The sequence below is a fragment of the Vreelandella venusta genome (assembly GCF_007989605.1).
Classification (GTDB): Bacteria; Pseudomonadota; Gammaproteobacteria; order Pseudomonadales; family Halomonadaceae; genus Vreelandella; species Vreelandella venusta.
In genome coordinates this window covers 37,169-54,190 of sequence record NZ_BJUL01000012.1, presented here as the reverse complement: position 1 = coordinate 54,190, position 17,022 = coordinate 37,169, and the positions used below count along the sequence as shown (strand labels likewise).

Genomic DNA, 17,022 nt, shown 5'->3' with positions numbered 1-17,022 from the left:
ATCACGTTCAAGAGTATTATTAAGCGCAGATGAGCAGCACTTTTTTGCTATGCCTCTGACAGTAGCTGTTACTAAAAACCACCGCACCACGAGGAACCCGGCTTGTCACACTTACCGGTGATTGTCGGCATGGGCGGCATCAATCCCGCCGGCAGAACCTCGGGCCACCAGGCCTTCCGCCGCACCGTGCTTGATGCTCTTCCAGCTGACCAGCAGCGCCAAACACTGGAAGGCTTGGCAGCGCTTATGCGCCTTGCCGAGCATTCCGCTAACGGCTGGCATAATAGCGCCGGCCAGCCCATTGATTCCCCTGCTCAAACCTTGCGCGATCATGTGCTTAACCACACATTGATTCGGCGCAACGAGGATCCACGCTTTCTCGCCCCGGGCTTGCCAGCCAACCGACGGGCAGAAATGACCCTGTCTGAACCGGTACGTTTTACACTGCGCCGCCGCCAGCTGCCCGAACAGCTGCCTGAAGGATGGCAGGTGGAGGACATCGACGCGAAAGTAGTCGCCGTCACTGTGCCCGCAGGCAACTTTAGTGCTCTGCTGCCTGACGCCTTAGAGCCCAAGGTGCGCGCAGCCGCCCAACTGCCGAGTGGCTTCGATCCCGCTAGCCTTTACCGTAGCGTGCACCATCCGCGCGGGCTGTCGATGGCAGTCTTTAGTGCCAGTGACTGCCTAGGTGCCAGCGGGCTCGCTTGGGAAACAATTCGCCAGCGGCTTGACCCTGACCATATCGCTGTATATGCGGGCAACTCTATTGGCCAATTAGATGACCAAGGCTGGGGCGGCTTACTAAAGAGCTTGGTGAGTGGCCAACGCGCCACCTCTAAGCAGATGCCGCTGGGTTACGGGCAAATGCCCGCTGACTTCCTCAATGCTTACGTATTAGGCAGCGTGGGAAGCACGGGGGCAACCTTAGGCGCCTGCGCAAGCTTTTTATACAACCTGCGCCTGGGGATTGATGATATTCGTACAGGGCGCTGCCGGGTCGTTATGGTAGGCACCGCAGATGCGCCGATTACCCCCGAAATCATCGAAGGCTTCCGCGCCATGGGCGCACTGGCCGATGATGCCAGCCTGAAGGCACTGGATTCTTTAGCGCTACTTACCGACGCTGATTACCAACGCGCTTGTCGCCCATTTGCACGTAACTGTGGCTTCACCATGGCGGAAGCAAGTCAGTTCGTCCTGTTAATGGACGATGCGTTAGCGCTTGAGCTAGGGGCGGATATTCTAGGTTCAGTGCCCGATGTGTTCGTCAATGCCGATGGCTTTAAACGCTCTATCTCTGCACCCGGTATTGGCAACTACATTACCCTGGGCAAGGCAGCCGCTTTGGTAAAAGATATGCTTGGTGAGAAAGCGCTAAAAGAGCGCACTTTCCTGCATGCCCATGGCACCAGTACTCCCAAAAATCGCACTACCGAATCCCATGTTTTTGATGAGATTGCCCGAGCAAATGGCATTGAGAACTGGCCAGTGGTCGCCATTAAAGCGTTTATCGGTCACTCTCAAGGGTCTGCAGCAGGCGATCAATTGGTAAGCGCTTTGGGCAGTTTTGCCCATGGGTTACTGCCAGGTATTCCCACCTTAGACGCAGTCGCAGACGATGTATTCGCTAAGCGGCTGCGTTTTTCCACTACTCCAGTGGCATTTAGCGCCGATGCGGCGTTTATTAATGCAAAAGGGTTCGGTGGTAATAACGCTACTGGCGTTGTGCTCTCCCCTCAGGTCACCGAGCGATTGCTCACTCAGCGCCACGGTAGTGCTGCCATTAGCGCCTGGAAAACACGCCGAGAAGCTGTGCGCGAGAATGCCGCCGCTTATTTAGCCGACGCTGACCATGGGCACTATGCGCCTCGTTATCAGTTTGGTGAAGCCGTTCTAGAAGGCCCTGAACTTGAGATCTACGCCGACCGCATTCATATTCCGGGCTATGATCACGCCGTTTCGCTAACGGCGGACAATCCTTTTGGCCAGCTTGACGAGCAGGAGCCCCCCGAATGAACGATCAACGTGTGAATGTTGCCGTCTACCCCGGGACCTTTGACCCTATCACCAACGGCCACTTTGATCTTATCGAACGCGGCGCCCGGATGTTCGATAAAGTCGTCATTGCCGTCGCGGCGAGCCCCGGCAAGCAGCCTAGCCTTGAGTTAGACACCCGTATCGCGCTGGCCAAAATGGTGTGTGCTTCACTACCGAACGTAGAGGTCATCGGCTTTTCAACACTTCTGACCACTATGATGCGTGAACAGGGGGCCACCATTATTCTACGTGGCCTGCGGGCTGTCTCGGATTTCGAATACGAGCTACAGTTGGCCAATATGAATCGGGCGCAAAACCCTGAGCTTGAGAGCGTATTTCTCACTCCAGCGGTGGAAAACTCCTATATTTCGTCGACCATCGTGCGAGAAATCGCCAAACTGGGCGGCGATATTTCACCGCTCGTTCACCCGCAGGTCGCAGAGGCACTGCGTAAGCACTACACTATCTAGCGATCGATATTGTTGAGTAAAACGCTCAGGTATATAGCTACCTGGGCGAAAAGCCATTCGTGAGGTACGCCCATGGCCCTGATGATCACCGACGAATGCATTAACTGCGACGTCTGCGAACCTGAATGCCCCAATGACGCCATCTCTCCTGGCGAAGAGATTTACGTTATTGACCCCAACTTATGCACGGAATGTGTCGGTCACTTTGACGAGCCACAGTGCCAACAAGTGTGTCCAGTGGACTGCATCCCTCTCGACCCAGAGCGTCCCGAAACCCACGAGAAACTCATGGAGAAGTACCGCATCATTACTGCTGCTTAGGCTCACTGAAACGTGCGTATTTGGACTCTTGCCTGGCCAATTATTCTTTCGAATATAACAGTGCCCTTACTAGGGCTGGTCGATACCGCAGTGGTCGGGCACCTGCCCGATTCTCGCTATCTGGCGGCCGTGACTCTCGGTGCGACACTGTTTAGTTTCCTCTATTGGGGGTTTGGCTTCCTACGTATGGGCACCACGGGGTTGGTTGCCCAGGCAATCGGCCGCGAAGCGCATAGCGATGTGCGCAACTTGCTGGGCCAGTCGCTCATTATGGCGGCCGTCATCGGCGCGCTACTGATTATCTTTGGCTCGCCGCTGATTTCGCTCGGTTTGTGGCTATTAGACGGCAGCGAAGCGGCGACACCACTAGCACGTGAGTATGCCGAAATACGCCTCTGGTCGGCACCAGCGGTGCTGGCGAACTACGCTATTCTCGGTTGGTTTTTGGGTCAACAAAACGCCCGCGTTACGCTGATGATTTTAGTACTGACTAACAGCGTCAATATCGTGCTCGATCTTTGGTTTGTCGTAGGACTAGGGATGACCAGCGGCGGCGTCGCCCTGGCCAGCGTGATTGCCGATTACAGTGCGCTGACTTTTGGCGGCTATTTAGTACTGCGCCAGCTTGGCCACTTGGAAGGCGGCTTTCAACGCCAGCGGCTTTTGGTAGTGTCAGCCTACTCAGCCCTGGTTAATGTTAACGCCAACCTGTTTGTACGCACCTTAGGGCTGCTGTTTGCCATGGCCTTTTTTACCGCTCAAGGGGCACGTCAGGGCGACACCGTGTTAGCCGCTAATGCTGTGCTACTGCAATTTATTATGCTCACCAGCTACGCACTTGATGGCTTCGCCCACGCGGCGGAATCGCTAGTAGGCCGCGCGTATGGCCGGCGTGACTGGCGTGAGTTTGCAGCGACAGTTCGGGCGACAGCACAATTCTCGTTCTGGACAGCCACTGTCGCCACCGTTGCCTTCGCATTAGCTGGAAATTATCTAGTTGCCATGCTGACAGGGCTGGCAGAGGTGCGTGCCACCGCCGCTAGCTACCTGCCTTGGATGATTGTGATGCCATTAATAGCCGTATGGAGCTATTTATTTGATGGCGTTTTTATCGGCACCACCGCTGTGCGCGAAATGCGCAACAGTATTTTTATCGGTTTAGCGGTTTACCTACCGACTTGGTGGCTATCTCAAGGGCTTGGCAACCATGGCCTGTGGTTAGCCTTAACACTCTTTATGCTCACTCGCTCAGTGGTACTGATCGCCTACTACTACCGCTACCGTCAGCGCTACTGGCGCCCTCAGGGCTAAGCCCACATTGCTGAAATTCGCAGCGCTAAACCCATCGTGCCCTCCCACCGTTGAATCCCACCACGCTTAGCGACTGCCAACCGGCCTATCGTAAGAATGATTCTCTGAGTCAGTCGTTGAGCAAGCACTTAATCAAGCCGCTAACAATGGATGAAAAATACGGAGTACCGCCGTATATTAGCCACGCATATCTTAATAACGAATAAAGAGAGCACTCATGTTAAAACTCATATCGAAACCGGCCGTTAAGCTGGTCGAGCGCTATTTGCCTGACCCCTATATCTTTGTTCTGCTGCTTACGTTGATTGCTTCCGTGGCTGCCATCGCCGTTGAGCGCCAAACACCGCTTGCCGTGCTGCGCATGTGGGGCGATGGTTTTTGGGGGCTACTCACCTTCTCAATGCAAATGCTACTAGTACTCGTCACGGGCTTTATGCTGGCAAGCTCACCGCCAGTCAAACGCATTCTGCAGAAAATCGCTAGCACTGCGAAAAGTCCTGGTGGTGCGATCATTTTAGTCACGCTTGTTTCACTCGCGGCTAGTTGGATTAACTGGGGGTTTGGCCTGGTTGTTGGGGCGCTTTTTGCCAAAGAGCTCGCTCGCCTGGTGCGAGTGGACTACCGGCTTCTGGTTGCCAGTGCTTACTCAGGCTTCGTGGTATGGCATGGTGGGCTTGCTGGTTCAATTCCGTTGACCATTGCCACTGAAGGCCACTTCTCCGCTGATCAGATCGGCGTTATCGGTACTGGCTCAACTATTTTTGCTTTCTTTAACCTTGCGATTGTTATTTGCCTGTTTATCGCCGTCCCGTTAGTTAACCGCTTCATGCTGCCGGACGAAAAAGACAGCGTATATGTCGACCCCAACCTGCTAAACGATGAACCTGAACAGCAAGGTCGTATTACCCGTCCAGCCGAAAAGCTCGAAAACAGTATGCCTCTCGCCCTGCTAGTGGGTGTTCCGGGGCTGCTATTCCTGCTCGACCACTTTCTACTCCGCAGCGGCGGCCTGAACCTAAACGTGGTTAATTTCCTGTTCCTATTCTTAGCTATTGTGCTGCACCGGACGCCGCGCAACCTGCTCAACAGTTTGAACGAAGCCATAAAAGGCGGCGCTGGCATTGTCATCCAGTTCCCCTTCTACGCGGGCATTATGGCCATAATGGTGCAATCGGGATTAGCCCAGAGCATGTCTGAATGGTTAGTCTCTTTCGCCACCGCTACGACGCTGCCATTCTGGTCTTTCCTAAGTGCTGGCATCGTAAACTTGTTCGTGCCTTCCGGCGGTGGCCAGTGGGCTGTGCAAGCCCCGGTTATGCTACCTGCCGCAGAAGCGCTGGGTGCTGATATTCCACGTATTGCCATGGCAGTCGCCTGGGGCGATGCCTGGACAAACCTATTGCAGCCTTTCTGGGCATTGCCGGTTCTGGCTATCGCAGGCCTGAAAGCGAAAGACATTATGGGCTTCTGTCTTATCCAGCTATTGGTTACCGGCATTATCATTTCTGTTGGCCTAGTATGGCTCTAGCACTCATGTAGCGGTAGCGTTAGGGCACTAGTTTTAGCACACTAGCCTGACAACACTTGAGACCTGCATAGCGCCCGCCCTCTGGGGCGGGCATTTTAATCTCTAAAGGCTATTATTTATGTCTGACACCCAAGTTGAACATAGCGCCCTGCCCGGCCAGCGAGAACTCTCCATGACGGTGTTAATGACACCCGACATGGCTAATTTCAGTGGCAAAGTACACGGTGGTGCTATTCTTAAAAAACTCGATGAGGTTGCCTATGCCTGCGCTAGTCGTTATTCAGGTCACTATGTCGTCACGCTTTCCGTCGATCAGGTGTTGTTTAAACAACCGATTCACGTCGGCGAGCTGGTGACCTTTCTTGCCAGCGTCAATCATGTGGGGCGCTCTTCTATGGAGATCGGCGTTAAGGTGGTGGCCGAAGATATTCGTGAGAAGCTGATTCGTCACACCAATAGCTGCTATCTCACCATGGTGGCAGTAGATTCAGACGGTAAGCCCGCGTTAGTACCGCCGCTAGCATTGGAAACGTCGCTACAGAAGCTGAGGTTCGAAAAAGCCGCACTACGCAAAAAACTGCGTAAGCAGGCAGAGCAGGAAGAGTTACTAACGCATAAACATCACCATCAGCAGCACTCTTAACGCCTAACCCACACTCCAGAGCAAGGAGTCCTCATGCCCGTTAGGGAGCGCTACCCACAGCTACCTAAAACCGTTGAGTATGCGCATATCGGCTGGGATTTTTTTATTCTCGCCGCGGTTATCATCAACCTTGGCCTACTACTGTTTGACTCGTTATTTCTGATTGGGCCAATTAACGACGCCCTTGCCAGCCTCGCACCTGGCTTTCACGCTTTTTACGACACAGTGATCCACCGCCGTTTTATTACCATCGACTTATTTTTCGTGGGTATTTTTATAACGGATGTGCTGCTGGGCTGGGTGGTAGCGATTGCCGAACGACGCTACCACCGCTGGTTTTTCTACCCGTTTGTTCACTGGTACGACGTGCTTGGCTGCATACCGCTCAGCGGGTTTCGTTTATTACGCGTGCTGCGTGTCGTATCACTCTTACACCGACTGCACCGGCTGCGTTTGATTAATGTAACTCGCTGGACCAGCTACCGTTTTTTTGCCAAGTATTACGACATCCTGTTAGAGGAACTTTCCGATCGCATTGCACTGCGCTTACTAGGTAATGTGCAAGAGCAAATTGTCGCTAGCGATTCGCTTACAGAGCGGGTTATTGATCGCGTTATCCTCCCACGCAAGGCTCAGCTAATTCATGAAATTGCTCAAAGATTAGAAACAACGGTGGGGCAAGCCTATCAACAGAACCGCATCGCTATTATGGCGGCGATTGACGACTTAGTTAGCCGAACACTGCGGGAAAGCCCAGAAATTCAAAAACTACACCGCCTTCCCATGGGAAATACCGCCTCAAATGCTATGCAGGCGTCACTTAGCGGAGTTGCCCAGCGGCTCGTGGATGAACTCGCCCAAGGCATTCACTCAACGGAGTTTCGCCAACTGGTTGAGCGTACAGCCGAAACAGGCCTCAACAGCTGGCTAACCGTGGATGAAACAAGCGCGCATGTCACCGAACAAGTGCTTTACGACATTCTCGAAATGCTCAAAGAGCAGGTACGCCATCAAGGATGGAAAGACCGTTATGAGTAGCTTGGTTACCAATCGCAGGGCTATTCATAGTCCTGCTATACGGTAACGGTCGCCAACGGAGGCTGAGCCAGGCACTGCTTAATAACGTTCAGTGCCTGGGTTAATGCCTGCCTATCAGCAGCAGCGCCAATACAAATCCGAATGGCCTGGGGCGCCGGCGTACTTCCCACACAAAAAGGCTCCGCATTTGACACTTTAACGCCTTGCAGCTGCAAGCGTTCACACAGCTCAATGGCACGACTCCCTTCCGGCAGCGTTAGCCAAACATTGCTGCCATTGTGGCTTCGACCCAGCCTGTAATCAGCAAGCACCTCTGTCACTATTTGCTGTCGCGCGGCCAACTCCTCGGTTTGCCATGCAAGCAGCGATGCTGCCTCGGGCTGAGCGATCCAATAACAGGCAATATCAACCATTAGTGGCGGTACCATCCAGCTCTGCGCCCTTAACCCAGCGGCTAGGCGTTCAAGCAGCTTATTAGGTGCCCGCAAGACTCCGATACGCAGTCCACCTGCCAACACCTTTGCGGTGCTGAAGACAAACAGCGTTCGTTCTGGCGCTAACTGATACAGCGGCGTGCCACGCTGTTCTGCAGGCAAATACTGCACACCATCTTCCAGCAACCAACTATCGTAGCGCCTAGCGAGCGCCACCAACTGCTCTCGCCGCGCCTCGCTGAGACATGCCCCGGTAGGATTATTCTGATCAGGTGTCACATAGATCAACCTGGGTGGCTGGCGGGCGCACTGGGCCTCCAGCGCTTCCATACACATCCCCGACTCATCAAAAGCAATGCCAACCATTTTTAGGTGTGCTTGCTGGGCAGCGCTAATGGCACCTGGATAGGTCAAAGCATCGGTTGCAATCAGTTCACCAGGACGCAGCAACGTACTCAGCACTAAACTAATGCCATGCTGTCCCCCCTGAGTAACCAGTAGCTCATCCACATTCAGCGACATACCTAACTGCGCCAGCCACCCTGCCAACCTTTCGCGATGACCTTCGGTGCCCCTGGCATCAAGATAGGAAACTCCTCGCGTGACTGCAGAAGGCGATTCGCTTATTGCCTTTAATGCAGCACTGAACGCCTGCAAACGAAGCGGATGAGGCGGCGGCAAACTTAAGCTTAAGTCGATGATATCACTATCATCACTGTCGTCACTCGCCCGCCATGCCATATCAAAAACGGTTCTTGGTGCAGGTTGTTTGACGAAGGTTCCACTGCCTACTCGCGCGGTTACCCAGCCATGGTGCTCTGCCTCAGCATACCCCCGAGTAACGGTGCCTACGGTTACCCCTAGCGCATCCGCTAAGCGCCGCTGAGGTGGTAAACGTTCGCCTGGGGAAAGTTCGCCGGCCGAGATGGCTGCGCCAATGGACTGGGCAATCGCGCGATAGCGTGGCCCAGAAAAACACTCAAGTGAAGGCACCCAAATTGTCATGATGACAATAAAACCTTTGACGTAGATTTACCCGCCATTATGCTTACAAAAGCGATCAAAAAACAATTTAAACCACAGAATTGTATGGGTACAAAAATGAATAACGAATGGCTACTGCTTGGCCCGGCTGCGCTGTATATGATGTCAATGACGCTTACCCCTGGGCCAAACAATATTATGCTGACCGCCTCTGGGGCGAATTTTGGGTTTCGCAGAACCATGCCTCATATGTGGGGCATTTTAGGCGGCTGTTTTCTGCTGTTTTCCGGTATCGCGCTGGGGCTAGGCGTCTTGTTTGAACGCTTTCCTATGGTGCAAACGACACTCCGCTGGGTAGGTAGCGCCTATTTGTTGTATTTAGCTTGGAAGATAGCCACTGCGCCACCGCCAAATCTCAACGGAACTCAACACGGGGTACCGCTAACCTTTTTCCAAGCCGCGATGTTTCAATTCGCCAACCCTAAAGCGTGGGTAATGGGGTTGGCGTTGATGGCTGGGTTTCTGCCCGAAAATGGCCAACCGGTGGTAAACGCACTGGTGTTAGCAGGCTTTGCGGAGTTGGTCGCGCTGCCGTGCATTGCCCTGTGGGCAGCGTTTGGCAGCGCGATTGGACAGTGGATCAAAAGTGACCAAGCATGGCGGGCATTTAATATCACTATGGGACTATTAACGGCCGCCTGTGTCGTACTGATTTTACGCTAGCCGCAGCGCAGCGCTTCAATCGTGTCATTAAGTTCAAGAAGAATATTTAAGCGGTCTTCGCGATAATCCATGGTGGCAGCGCCGTTAGGCCTGAGTACCCTAACCTGCTTGGCACCACTCTCACTTTGTAGCGCGGGTACATTGACTTCATCAAAAGGCGTGCCAATGGCGTACTGAACCGCCTCAGCATCGCATGTGGTGCGCATTTCGGCAGAAGGCTGACCAACAGCTGGAGGCTCTGGAGCAGAGACATTATCGGGTGAGCCTGCGCATGCCACCAATAACACCGAGACAGGTAATACCGATGCGAGTAATACCGTGAGGCTGGCCAATTTTTTCTTCGCACAGCGGAATGGATGATTCATTGTGGTGCTTCCTTGTGTTGGCAAATAACTGCCCTGAATGCAAAACGGGCTAGACAACTATGCCTAACCCGCTCATTCACGCCAAGAAACAGGGGAAATAAAGCGTATTAACTCGCCGCATCCTGAACTGCTTGGCCACCTTCTTGAACGTCTTTTCCTGCACCTGCAATGGTATTGCAGCCCGTTAGAGCGCCCGCCGTCATCAACAGAATAAAGCTAATACTTAATAGTTTTTTCATCTGCGTTCTCCTTAACAAATCCTTCAACATCGGGATGCTCCGACGGCAGCCTTGCCGTATGGGAGTGTTTTTAGCGTAACATATTTTAATAATTTCGCCTGTTTTGCCTCCGCCTTCCCAAGCCCTTAACAGGCCTTTGATAAGGGGCAAGGCGAATCATCAACTGCTATGATGATTTTCATTATGTAAAGGAGTACTTACTTGAAAACCTTTGAACTTGACCCACGCCTAGAAGCAGATACCTTGCCACTCGCCGACCTTCCTCTGTGCCGTGCGCTGCTAATGAACGACGCACGCTACCCTTGGGTAGTTCTGGTGCCCAGGCGTGCCTCGGTCAGCGAAGTGTTTGAACTAAGTCAGGATGAGCAAGCCCAGCTATGGCGTGAAACGATAGCGCTAGGCGCAGCGATGAAGGAGATATTTCACGGTGACAAGCTCAATATTGCCACTTTAGGCAATGTGGTCAGCCAGCTGCATATGCATCTAGTAATACGTTATACAGATGATGCCTGCTGGCCAGCGCCGGTATGGGGCAATGGTAGCCCAGAGCCTTATGAGCTAGCCCTACAGGGCAGTCGCCGCGAACAGTTACTGGCCCAAATTGAAGGGTTAAAGCTTTAACTTAATTCCCCAGCAAAGAGCCCTGCCTTGAGGGTGGCTCACTAAGTAATGGACCACTAGCAGGTTGGGCGGCGCCAGCCATAAAAAGTGATACGCCTAGTGCAACAATAAGAGCACCGCCGGCAAGCGCTGCCCAACCCGCCGCTTTTTCGACCACCTGTCGGCTGCTCTGTTGCTGCAACCGCTTAGCGGCCCAGCCTCGAGCCACGATGCTTGCCAGCGCCAGCACAGAAACGGTAATACCGGTACCAAGCGACATGGCAAGCACCGAAGCGACACCGACGTAAAACTGCCCAAGCAGGCTAGCAGCCCCCAGCATCAGCACCGCCCCAGTGCATGGGCGCATTCCAATCGCACCAACGGTCATCAGCGCTGTGCGCCAATCCAGCGCTTGCTGCGGCTCAATATGATGAGCCCCACCGCAGCAGTGGGAATGATCATGGCTGTGACTGTGACCGTGGCCGTGGCCGTGACCGTGACCAACAGCATCACTAGCGCGGCTTGAGTAAGCGTGGCGCAATTGGGTTATCGCCCGCCAGCATAACCAGCCACCTAACAGCGCCACCAATATAAAGCTGGCTTGCTCCACCCAAACCGCGCTCCCCATCGCCTGGCGGGTTACCCAGCCTAGCCCATGTACGAGCACTGCCACCATGGCAATCGCCGTTATTCCCTGCAGCAGAGCTGCCGCAAAAGAGAGCCCCAAGGCGCGACGGGTAGCACCGCCGTGAGACGCTAAATACGTCGCCAATACCGCTTTGCCATGTCCAGGCCCCGCAGCATGGAAAACGCCATAAGCAAAACTTACCCCCAGCAGCGTTAGCCAAGTGTTAGTAGAAGGCGCACGAGAGAGTTCGGTAATAGCAAGCGTTAGGGTGCGGTGTAAATCTCGCTGCCAAGCCAGCAGTTGAAGACTAACCTCCTGAAAATTAGCCTGTACGATGAAGACCAACAGCAGCGCTCCCGACACGGTAAGCGCTCCCCATAACAGTTGTTGCCGCGTTAAAGGCATTGTCCCTCCACCCAAAAGTTATAAAGTAACACTTTATACACGACCTTCCAGGTTTTCCGCTAGTCGCATTCAATCCGCCCTGTTTCTGCAAAATAGCGGCCCAATCCTGGCTCCCCCGTTTCATCCACATCTAACAGCGCGGCTTGCATAACGAGCTCAGGGTCAGGATCAGCAGGTAACACGCTTAAACGGCAGTCAGGCTTGCCGTAGAGAATCAGCGCTTGCTCAGAGGGTGCCCCGTCCTCTTCTTCGTGCACCACTTCGATATAGTAGGTTGGGTCAAAGACCTGATACTCCAGTATTTTCCCGGCTAATGGCTGAGGCGTTGCCAACGGCAGAATAAACATAAAGGTTAACCGACCATCACGCTCTAACGCCGTGTATTCAGACACCTCACCCAGTGCTTGCGGTTCGCCATTGATACTCACTTCGGTAAAGTAGTGCTGGCGCGACAGGTTATCGCGGATGTCGCTGCCTAGTTGGTCAAGCCCTTCTTGCAGGCTACTACCTTGCACCTGCTGTAACTCTTCGAACACCACCAAACTGTAAAAAGGGTCCATTCGCCATGCTTGATGAAGCCCTGTTGCGACCCCTTCATCGTTTGTTATCACCCGCACACTGAGATCAATCCAACCATGGGGATGAGCTAACACAGGGCTGCTGTTTAGCGTGCTACCAACGCCTATTGCCAACACCACCCAGTAAGGACGGAATCTATTCAATAAATGACCGAGTGGAGGGGGGACTCCTATCACGGTAACTCTCCTAATTTATGCTGCAGCTCAACTAGCCAGGGATCTAATACATACGGTGGCAGCGGCTGGTTCCCACGCAATGCCGACAAGCTGACACGGCTACCGCCAACAACGTCACTTATCTGCAGTTGCAAGCGATACTCTGGCCAGCGGGCTAACGTCGCATCTGCTCGCCCTAACGCTAAATCAGCGTGCCGAACGACATAGCCTTGCTCGATCATCAACTCAATGGCTGCGCGTAACGTTTGCTCTGAGGAAGCGCTATAACGTAGCTCTCGCGGCTCTAGTGGCTGCGTGGAGGCACAGCCTGCCAGCATAGTCATCATTAGTACTGTGGCGGCCGTTAAAAAGTGCTTACGTAGTGGTTTCATAACGTCCTCGGGGTAGCTACCGTTTGCTCAAATGCAGTTTGGAAACGTCGACAAAAATCATCATTGCTAGCGCTATAAGATTCACGCAGATCCCCTAAGTGATCAAAGCGGCGAATATCTCGGGAAAGCCGAATATGCCCATCACGTGCCAGTAGCGAGACTCGCTCTACTTCAACAGGCTGATGGTGGAAACCACCTCCAAACCCACTACCAATCCCCAGGCCAACGCTGGAACCGCCACGCCCCAAACCAAAACCACCAAAGACCCGCATGCTTCGCCCATACCCAAAGTCGTTATCATAAGGGTCGTAGTAGCCAATCAAGTCTCGCTGTCGACTAGCGGTCACCAGACCTAAAGCGGTGTCGGTGGTTTCAAGCTCAAACCCCCATGCTTCCAATACATCAATACTTTGCGTCAACACCTCCAACGGCGGTGTCGTTTGGCCAGACGCCCCAGTGGGAAAATAACAGGCTGCAGAAGGCGCAGGCTCGGCTTGCGGAAGGCGCTCTGGCACTGCTTGGCAGCCTGTCAGTATCAACAAGCACGTCATGCTAATCGGTAGTATTGCCTTCATGAGTGATCCTCTCATCTCAGATGCGGCTGGTGTGTCATCGAACGCCGCGCTAAGCTCGCCAGCAGCGATTCATTAAGATAAATGATAAAAAACCACGATAAACAATTATGACAACGCGTTAGGGAGGTTGTGCGATGAATGTTCTGCTTTGCCCCGATAGTTTTAAAGATGCGCTTAGCGCTGAACAAGCAGCAAGCGCCATGGCAGACGGTATTCAACGGGCTGCGCCAACCGCCACGATCCACCTTTGCCCGCTGGCTGATGGCGGTGAAGGCAGCCTGGATGCGCTTATAGCCGCCACCCACGCCGAGCGACGTCACCTTACGGTACAAGATGCCTTGGGGCGGCCGCGCCAAGCATCCTGGGGCTGGCTTAGCGAGCAGCGTACCGCGTTTATCGAACTGGCAGAAGCCAGCGGGCTGCAGCACCTATCCCCCCACCAACGTAATGCCCTGCATACCACCACTTACGGCGTCGGAGAGTTATTTCATGCGGCGCTTAATGCTGGCGCCACGAAAGCGCTGCTCTTTTTAGGTGGCAGCGCCACCAATGACGCAGGCGCAGGCATGCTCCAAGCACTGGGAGCCAAGCTATTAGATGAGCACGGTAATTCGCTTCCCCCTGGTGGCGCAGCACTCCAGCAGCTTGCAACGTTAGACCTATCCACGCTGGATCCTCGTTTAAACAGCTTAGCAGTTGAAGCCGCCGTGGATGTAGATAACCCACTGCTAGGGTCACGCGGGGCGAGCGCTGTCTTTGGCCCGCAAAAAGGCGCATCATCTGACGATGTCGCCACACTTGATCGCGCGATCGGCCACTTTGCTGAGCTAAGCGCCCAGGTGCTGGGGCGCGATGAAAAAGAATTGGCTGGCGCAGGAGCTGCGGGTGGTATGGGATTTGCCGCTCGCAGCTTTCTGAACGCCACTCTCACGCCTGGTATTGAGATAATGATGCAGCAGGCCAAGCTACCCAGCCTGCTTCCTGATATTGACGTAGTGATTACCGGAGAAGGTCGCTTAGATGGCCAAAGCCTTTCGGGTAAAACGCCTATTGGCGTTGCCCGTACCGCCAAGCACCACGGCAAGCCGGTCATCGTACTGGCCGGTAGCCTGGGTGAAGGGTGGCAAGCCTGCTTAGAAGAAGGTGTTACCGCTGCGTTTGCCCTTGCCGACGGGCCGATGACACTTGAGGATGCTTTACCACGCACCGCTGAACTACTCGCTGACCGCTGTGAGAGTATTGCAAGGCTTTGGCTCGCGCGATAAGCGGGTCAGCAGACCGAGGGGTGAAAAGTACTCCCCCCCTTGAAAAACACGCTAGGCGCCTACACCTCTTTTACTAGGTATACATGCAGCGGCAGATCAGATCTGTATACGTTGCGTGAGCGATGAGTCAGCCGTCGCCAGCTCACCGCCAAGGTAATGTTATGACGCTATTGCCGCGATGCAAAAAACTTGTTTTGCAATGCTCGCTAAGCGTCTTAAGCTAAATCAAACGATTTGATGACCGTACTGTTTTCGGAACGGTGACAACCATGGAGGAGCACTACATGAGTGATACAAATAGCATTGGCTTACACGAAGGCAGCGCCAGCCAACTTGCCGAGAAACTTAATCACCTGCTGGCCAATTATCAGATTTTCTATATGAACGTTCGTGGCTACCACTGGAACGTGCGAGGTAGCGACTTCTTTGAGCTACACGCGAAATTTGAAGAGTTTTATACCGACTTGCTCACCAAAGTAGATGAAGTGGCAGAGCGTATTTTGACGTTAGGCCACAAGCCCATTCATGCGTATAGCGACTATGTGAAGATTTCGCGTATTGAAGAAGATAAAGACGTTCATGATGGTCAAACCTGCGTGAAAGGCGTACTCACCGGCTATCAAACACTGATTGAATTACAGCGGGAATTGCTGGCAATTGCATCGGACGCTGACGATGAAGGTACCGCGGCACAAGCCGGTGACTATATTCGCGAGCAAGAAAAAACCGTATGGATGCTCAATGCTTACCTGAGCAAATAATACGATGCTTACCTCGCTGACGGCTAACGTAAGTAGAGGTAAGCACTAACAAAAACGGCACCCTATACGGATGTCGTTTTTTTATGGCAATTTGCCTAACGAGAATTCGCCAGGGTTTCAATGAAATCGCGTAGCAGCACCCAGAACTCGGCCACCGAGGCAATCTCCACTCGCTCGGCTGGCGAATGCGCACCACGAATCAGCGGGCCAAACGAAATCATGTCCAACTGTGGGTATTTACTTCCCAGAATGCCACATTCAAGGCCTGCATGAATCACCTTGACCTCAGGCTCACGACCCATTAGTGCGGCATGCCGAGAGTTAAAGGTAGCCAGTAAGGGGCTTTGTGGATTAGGCGCCCAGCCTGGATAGCCATTTTCCACTTTTACTCTAGCGCCCATCAGGCCAAACAGCGCCTGAAAGCGTCCCGCCATGGCGTCAGTGGCACTGTCATGCAACGAACGCACCAGCGCACAAAGATGGAAACGTCCGTTTTCGACGCTTAATACACCTAAATTGTTCGAAGTTTCCACTACTCCCGGCACATCAGCACTCATGCGTTCGACCCCACAGGGAGCCGCATGCAGCGCAGCCAGCAGCATCGCACTGGCGTCTCGCGTTAGCGGCTCAGCATCAGTCCGTTCCACGCGCTCAGCCGTTAGTACCATAGTGCTATCGCCACTACCCAATTCAGCTTTTAGCGTATCAGCAAGCGTTCCCACCATCGCCAACGCGGCGTCAAGCTCATCAGCAGGCAGGGCAATTTGCGCAAACGCCTCGCGGGGGATGGCATTACGTAGTGTGCCGCCATGGTAATTAATCAGCCGTGCACCAAAAGATTCCAATGTCCACAGTACACGGACCAACAAGCGATTCGCGTTGCCCAGGGGCTTATCAATATCCACCCCCGAGTGGCCGCCTTTTAGCCCCGTCAGCGCCAGCGAAATCACTTGCTCATTATCTTGCAGCGCCGTACTGGGAAGCTGAGCATTTACTACTACGTCTGCGCCTCCCGCACAGCCGATATAAACTTGGCCGCGATCTTCACTGTCTAAATTGAGCAGCAATGACCCTGCCAGCCAATTTTCAGCAAGATTGAGCGCGCCCCCCATAGAGGTCTCTTCCTCTAGCGTAAACAGTGCTTCTAACGGGCCATGAGTAAGCTCTGGGTCTTCCAATACGGCCAGAATAGCGGCGACACCAAGGCCATTATCAGCCCCCAGTGTGGTGCCATCAGCGCATAGCCAACCATCTTTCTCATACGTCTGAATAGGGTCGCGGGTAAAATCGTGGTCATGGCCTGCGTTAGCTTGCGCCACCATATCTAGATGGCCCTGCAGCACGATGCCTGGCTCGCTTTCACAGCCGGGCGTGGCTGGCTTACAAATGCGCAAGTTGCCAAACTCATCACGGTCGTGGGGTAGCCCCTGGGCGTCGGCCCAGGCCTCCAACGTCGCCACCAGCGCGGCTTCATGACCAGAGGGGCGCGGCGTATTACACAGTGTGCGAAAGTGCTGCCACACCAAACGTGGCTCGAGGGCTTCTAGATGTGCGTTCATGGAAACTCTT

At 53.7% G+C, this 17,022-nt stretch carries 19 protein-coding genes; 11 read left to right on the top strand and 8 right to left on the bottom strand.

Annotated features, from left to right (window positions below):
• Positions 1–129: 129 nt before the first annotated feature.
• The 7 genes from HVE01_RS14040 to HVE01_RS14010 all read left to right on the top strand — a co-directional run bounded on the left by HVE01_RS14040 (position 130) and on the right by HVE01_RS14010 (position 7,348).
• Entirely contained in the window at positions 130–2,016 is a 1,887-nt protein-coding gene (locus tag HVE01_RS14040; RefSeq protein ID WP_146944856.1) for a beta-ketoacyl synthase, read from the top strand.
• Positions 2,013–2,507 (top strand): pantetheine-phosphate adenylyltransferase, encoded by a 495-nt coding sequence (gene coaD, locus HVE01_RS14035; RefSeq protein ID WP_089039814.1) that lies wholly within the window; start codon positions 2,013–2,015, stop codon positions 2,505–2,507. Before HVE01_RS14040 ends, coaD begins: the two co-directional genes overlap by 4 nt.
• A 72-nt stretch (positions 2,508–2,579) precedes the next feature.
• Positions 2,580–2,828, top strand: a complete 249-nt coding sequence (locus HVE01_RS14030) for a YfhL family 4Fe-4S dicluster ferredoxin (RefSeq protein WP_038478199.1) — start codon at positions 2,580–2,582, stop codon at positions 2,826–2,828.
• A gap of 12 nt (positions 2,829–2,840) precedes the next feature.
• Positions 2,841–4,139, top strand: coding sequence for an MATE family efflux transporter (locus HVE01_RS14025; protein ID WP_125751462.1), 1,299 nt, complete (start codon positions 2,841–2,843; stop codon positions 4,137–4,139).
• Between the two features lie 217 nt (positions 4,140–4,356).
• On the top strand, positions 4,357–5,667 hold the full coding sequence (locus tag HVE01_RS14020) for a short-chain fatty acid transporter (RefSeq protein WP_146944818.1): 1,311 nt from the start codon (positions 4,357–4,359) through the stop codon (positions 5,665–5,667).
• 118 nt (positions 5,668–5,785) lie between these two features.
• Complete coding sequence (locus HVE01_RS14015) at positions 5,786–6,310, top strand: acyl-CoA thioesterase (RefSeq protein WP_125751469.1); 525 nt, start codon at positions 5,786–5,788, stop codon at positions 6,308–6,310.
• Positions 6,311–6,343: 33 nt separating this feature from the next.
• Complete coding sequence (locus HVE01_RS14010) at positions 6,344–7,348, top strand: ion transporter (RefSeq protein ID WP_146944816.1); 1,005 nt, start codon at positions 6,344–6,346, stop codon at positions 7,346–7,348.
• Positions 7,349–7,383: 35 nt separating this feature from the next.
• Here HVE01_RS14010 and HVE01_RS14005 read toward each other — a convergent pair whose 3' ends face one another.
• Positions 7,384–8,787 carry an aminotransferase-like domain-containing protein gene (locus HVE01_RS14005; RefSeq protein WP_125751475.1) on the bottom strand — a complete coding sequence of 468 codons (1,404 nt, stop codon included), beginning with the start codon at positions 8,785–8,787 and terminating at the stop codon, positions 7,384–7,386.
• A 96-nt stretch (positions 8,788–8,883) separates the two neighbouring features.
• Here HVE01_RS14005 and HVE01_RS14000 point away from each other — a divergent pair, with 96 nt between their 5' ends.
• A complete protein-coding gene (locus HVE01_RS14000) occupies positions 8,884–9,489 on the top strand; it encodes a LysE family translocator (protein WP_146944814.1) in 606 nt (201 codons plus the stop codon).
• On the opposite strand, the gene HVE01_RS13995 is transcribed toward HVE01_RS14000, so the two are convergent.
• Complete coding sequence (locus tag HVE01_RS13995; protein ID WP_146944812.1) at positions 9,486–9,854, bottom strand: I78 family peptidase inhibitor; 369 nt, start codon at positions 9,852–9,854, stop codon at positions 9,486–9,488. The two genes, HVE01_RS14000 and HVE01_RS13995, sit on opposite strands and share 4 nt — an antisense overlap.
• Before the next feature lie 107 nt (positions 9,855–9,961).
• On the bottom strand, positions 9,962–10,093 hold the full coding sequence (locus HVE01_RS13990; protein ID WP_125751484.1) for an entericidin A/B family lipoprotein: 132 nt from the start codon (positions 10,091–10,093) through the stop codon (positions 9,962–9,964).
• A 201-nt stretch (positions 10,094–10,294) separates the two neighbouring features.
• Between HVE01_RS13990 and HVE01_RS13985 the strand changes: the two genes are divergently transcribed.
• A complete protein-coding gene (locus tag HVE01_RS13985) occupies positions 10,295–10,714 on the top strand; it encodes an HIT domain-containing protein (RefSeq protein ID WP_146944810.1) in 420 nt (139 codons plus the stop codon).
• A gap of 1 nt (position 10,715) precedes the next feature.
• Here the strand turns inward: HVE01_RS13985 and HVE01_RS13980 are convergent, their stop codons facing one another.
• The 4 genes from HVE01_RS13980 to HVE01_RS13965 are packed head-to-tail and all read right to left on the bottom strand — an operon-like array spanning position 10,716 to position 13,427.
• A complete protein-coding gene (locus tag HVE01_RS13980; RefSeq protein WP_146944808.1) occupies positions 10,716–11,726 on the bottom strand; it encodes a nickel/cobalt transporter in 1,011 nt (336 codons plus the stop codon).
• A 59-nt stretch (positions 11,727–11,785) separates the two neighbouring features.
• Positions 11,786–12,424, bottom strand: coding sequence for a DUF1007 family protein (locus HVE01_RS13975; protein WP_146944855.1), 639 nt, complete (start codon positions 12,422–12,424; stop codon positions 11,786–11,788).
• Between the two features lie 53 nt (positions 12,425–12,477).
• Positions 12,478–12,852 carry a hypothetical protein gene (locus HVE01_RS13970; RefSeq protein ID WP_146944806.1) on the bottom strand — a complete coding sequence of 125 codons (375 nt, stop codon included), beginning with the start codon at positions 12,850–12,852 and terminating at the stop codon, positions 12,478–12,480.
• Complete coding sequence (locus HVE01_RS13965) at positions 12,849–13,427, bottom strand: hypothetical protein (RefSeq protein ID WP_146944804.1); 579 nt, start codon at positions 13,425–13,427, stop codon at positions 12,849–12,851. Before HVE01_RS13965 ends, HVE01_RS13970 begins: the two co-directional genes overlap by 4 nt.
• 134 nt (positions 13,428–13,561) lie before the next feature.
• On the opposite strand from HVE01_RS13965, the gene HVE01_RS13960 reads away from it, so the two are divergent.
• Entirely contained in the window at positions 13,562–14,692 is a 1,131-nt protein-coding gene (locus HVE01_RS13960) for a glycerate kinase (RefSeq protein ID WP_146944802.1), read from the top strand.
• A gap of 284 nt (positions 14,693–14,976) precedes the next feature.
• Entirely contained in the window at positions 14,977–15,453 is a 477-nt protein-coding gene (locus HVE01_RS13955; protein WP_009724882.1) for a Dps family protein, read from the top strand.
• 95 nt (positions 15,454–15,548) lie between these two features.
• Here HVE01_RS13955 and HVE01_RS13950 read toward each other — a convergent pair whose 3' ends face one another.
• A complete protein-coding gene (locus tag HVE01_RS13950; RefSeq protein ID WP_146944800.1) occupies positions 15,549–17,012 on the bottom strand; it encodes an aminoacyl-histidine dipeptidase in 1,464 nt (487 codons plus the stop codon).
• Positions 17,013–17,022 lie beyond the last annotated feature (10 nt).

Excerpts from the sequence above, each read along its gene's own strand:
- HVE01_RS14040 (WP_146944856.1), top strand. The coding sequence starts at position 130 with ATGGGCGGCATCAATCCCGCCGGCAGAACCTCGGGCCACCAGGCCTTC.
- HVE01_RS14000 (WP_146944814.1), top strand. The coding sequence starts at position 8,884 with ATGAATAACGAATGGCTACTGCTTGGCCCGGCTGCGCTGTATATGATG.
- HVE01_RS13960 (WP_146944802.1), top strand. The coding sequence starts at position 13,562 with ATGAATGTTCTGCTTTGCCCCGATAGTTTTAAAGATGCGCTTAGCGCT.
- HVE01_RS14010 (WP_146944816.1), top strand. The coding sequence starts at position 6,344 with ATGCCCGTTAGGGAGCGCTACCCACAGCTACCTAAAACCGTTGAGTAT.
- HVE01_RS13990 (WP_125751484.1), bottom strand. The coding sequence starts at position 10,093 with ATGAAAAAACTATTAAGTATTAGCTTTATTCTGTTGATGACGGCGGGC.
- HVE01_RS14005 (WP_125751475.1), bottom strand. The coding sequence starts at position 8,787 with ATGACAATTTGGGTGCCTTCACTTGAGTGTTTTTCTGGGCCACGCTAT.
- HVE01_RS13980 (WP_146944808.1), bottom strand. The coding sequence starts at position 11,726 with ATGCCTTTAACGCGGCAACAACTGTTATGGGGAGCGCTTACCGTGTCG.
- HVE01_RS13995 (WP_146944812.1), bottom strand. The coding sequence starts at position 9,854 with ATGAATCATCCATTCCGCTGTGCGAAGAAAAAATTGGCCAGCCTCACG.
- HVE01_RS13955 (WP_009724882.1), top strand. The coding sequence starts at position 14,977 with ATGAGTGATACAAATAGCATTGGCTTACACGAAGGCAGCGCCAGCCAA.
- HVE01_RS14020 (WP_146944818.1), top strand. The coding sequence starts at position 4,357 with ATGTTAAAACTCATATCGAAACCGGCCGTTAAGCTGGTCGAGCGCTAT.
- coaD (WP_089039814.1), top strand. The coding sequence starts at position 2,013 with ATGAACGATCAACGTGTGAATGTTGCCGTCTACCCCGGGACCTTTGAC.
- HVE01_RS13965 (WP_146944804.1), bottom strand. The coding sequence starts at position 13,427 with ATGAAGGCAATACTACCGATTAGCATGACGTGCTTGTTGATACTGACA.
- HVE01_RS13950 (WP_146944800.1), bottom strand. The coding sequence starts at position 17,012 with ATGAACGCACATCTAGAAGCCCTCGAGCCACGTTTGGTGTGGCAGCAC.
- HVE01_RS14030 (WP_038478199.1), top strand. The coding sequence starts at position 2,580 with ATGGCCCTGATGATCACCGACGAATGCATTAACTGCGACGTCTGCGAA.
- HVE01_RS13970 (WP_146944806.1), bottom strand. The coding sequence starts at position 12,852 with ATGAAACCACTACGTAAGCACTTTTTAACGGCCGCCACAGTACTAATG.
- HVE01_RS14015 (WP_125751469.1), top strand. The coding sequence starts at position 5,786 with ATGTCTGACACCCAAGTTGAACATAGCGCCCTGCCCGGCCAGCGAGAA.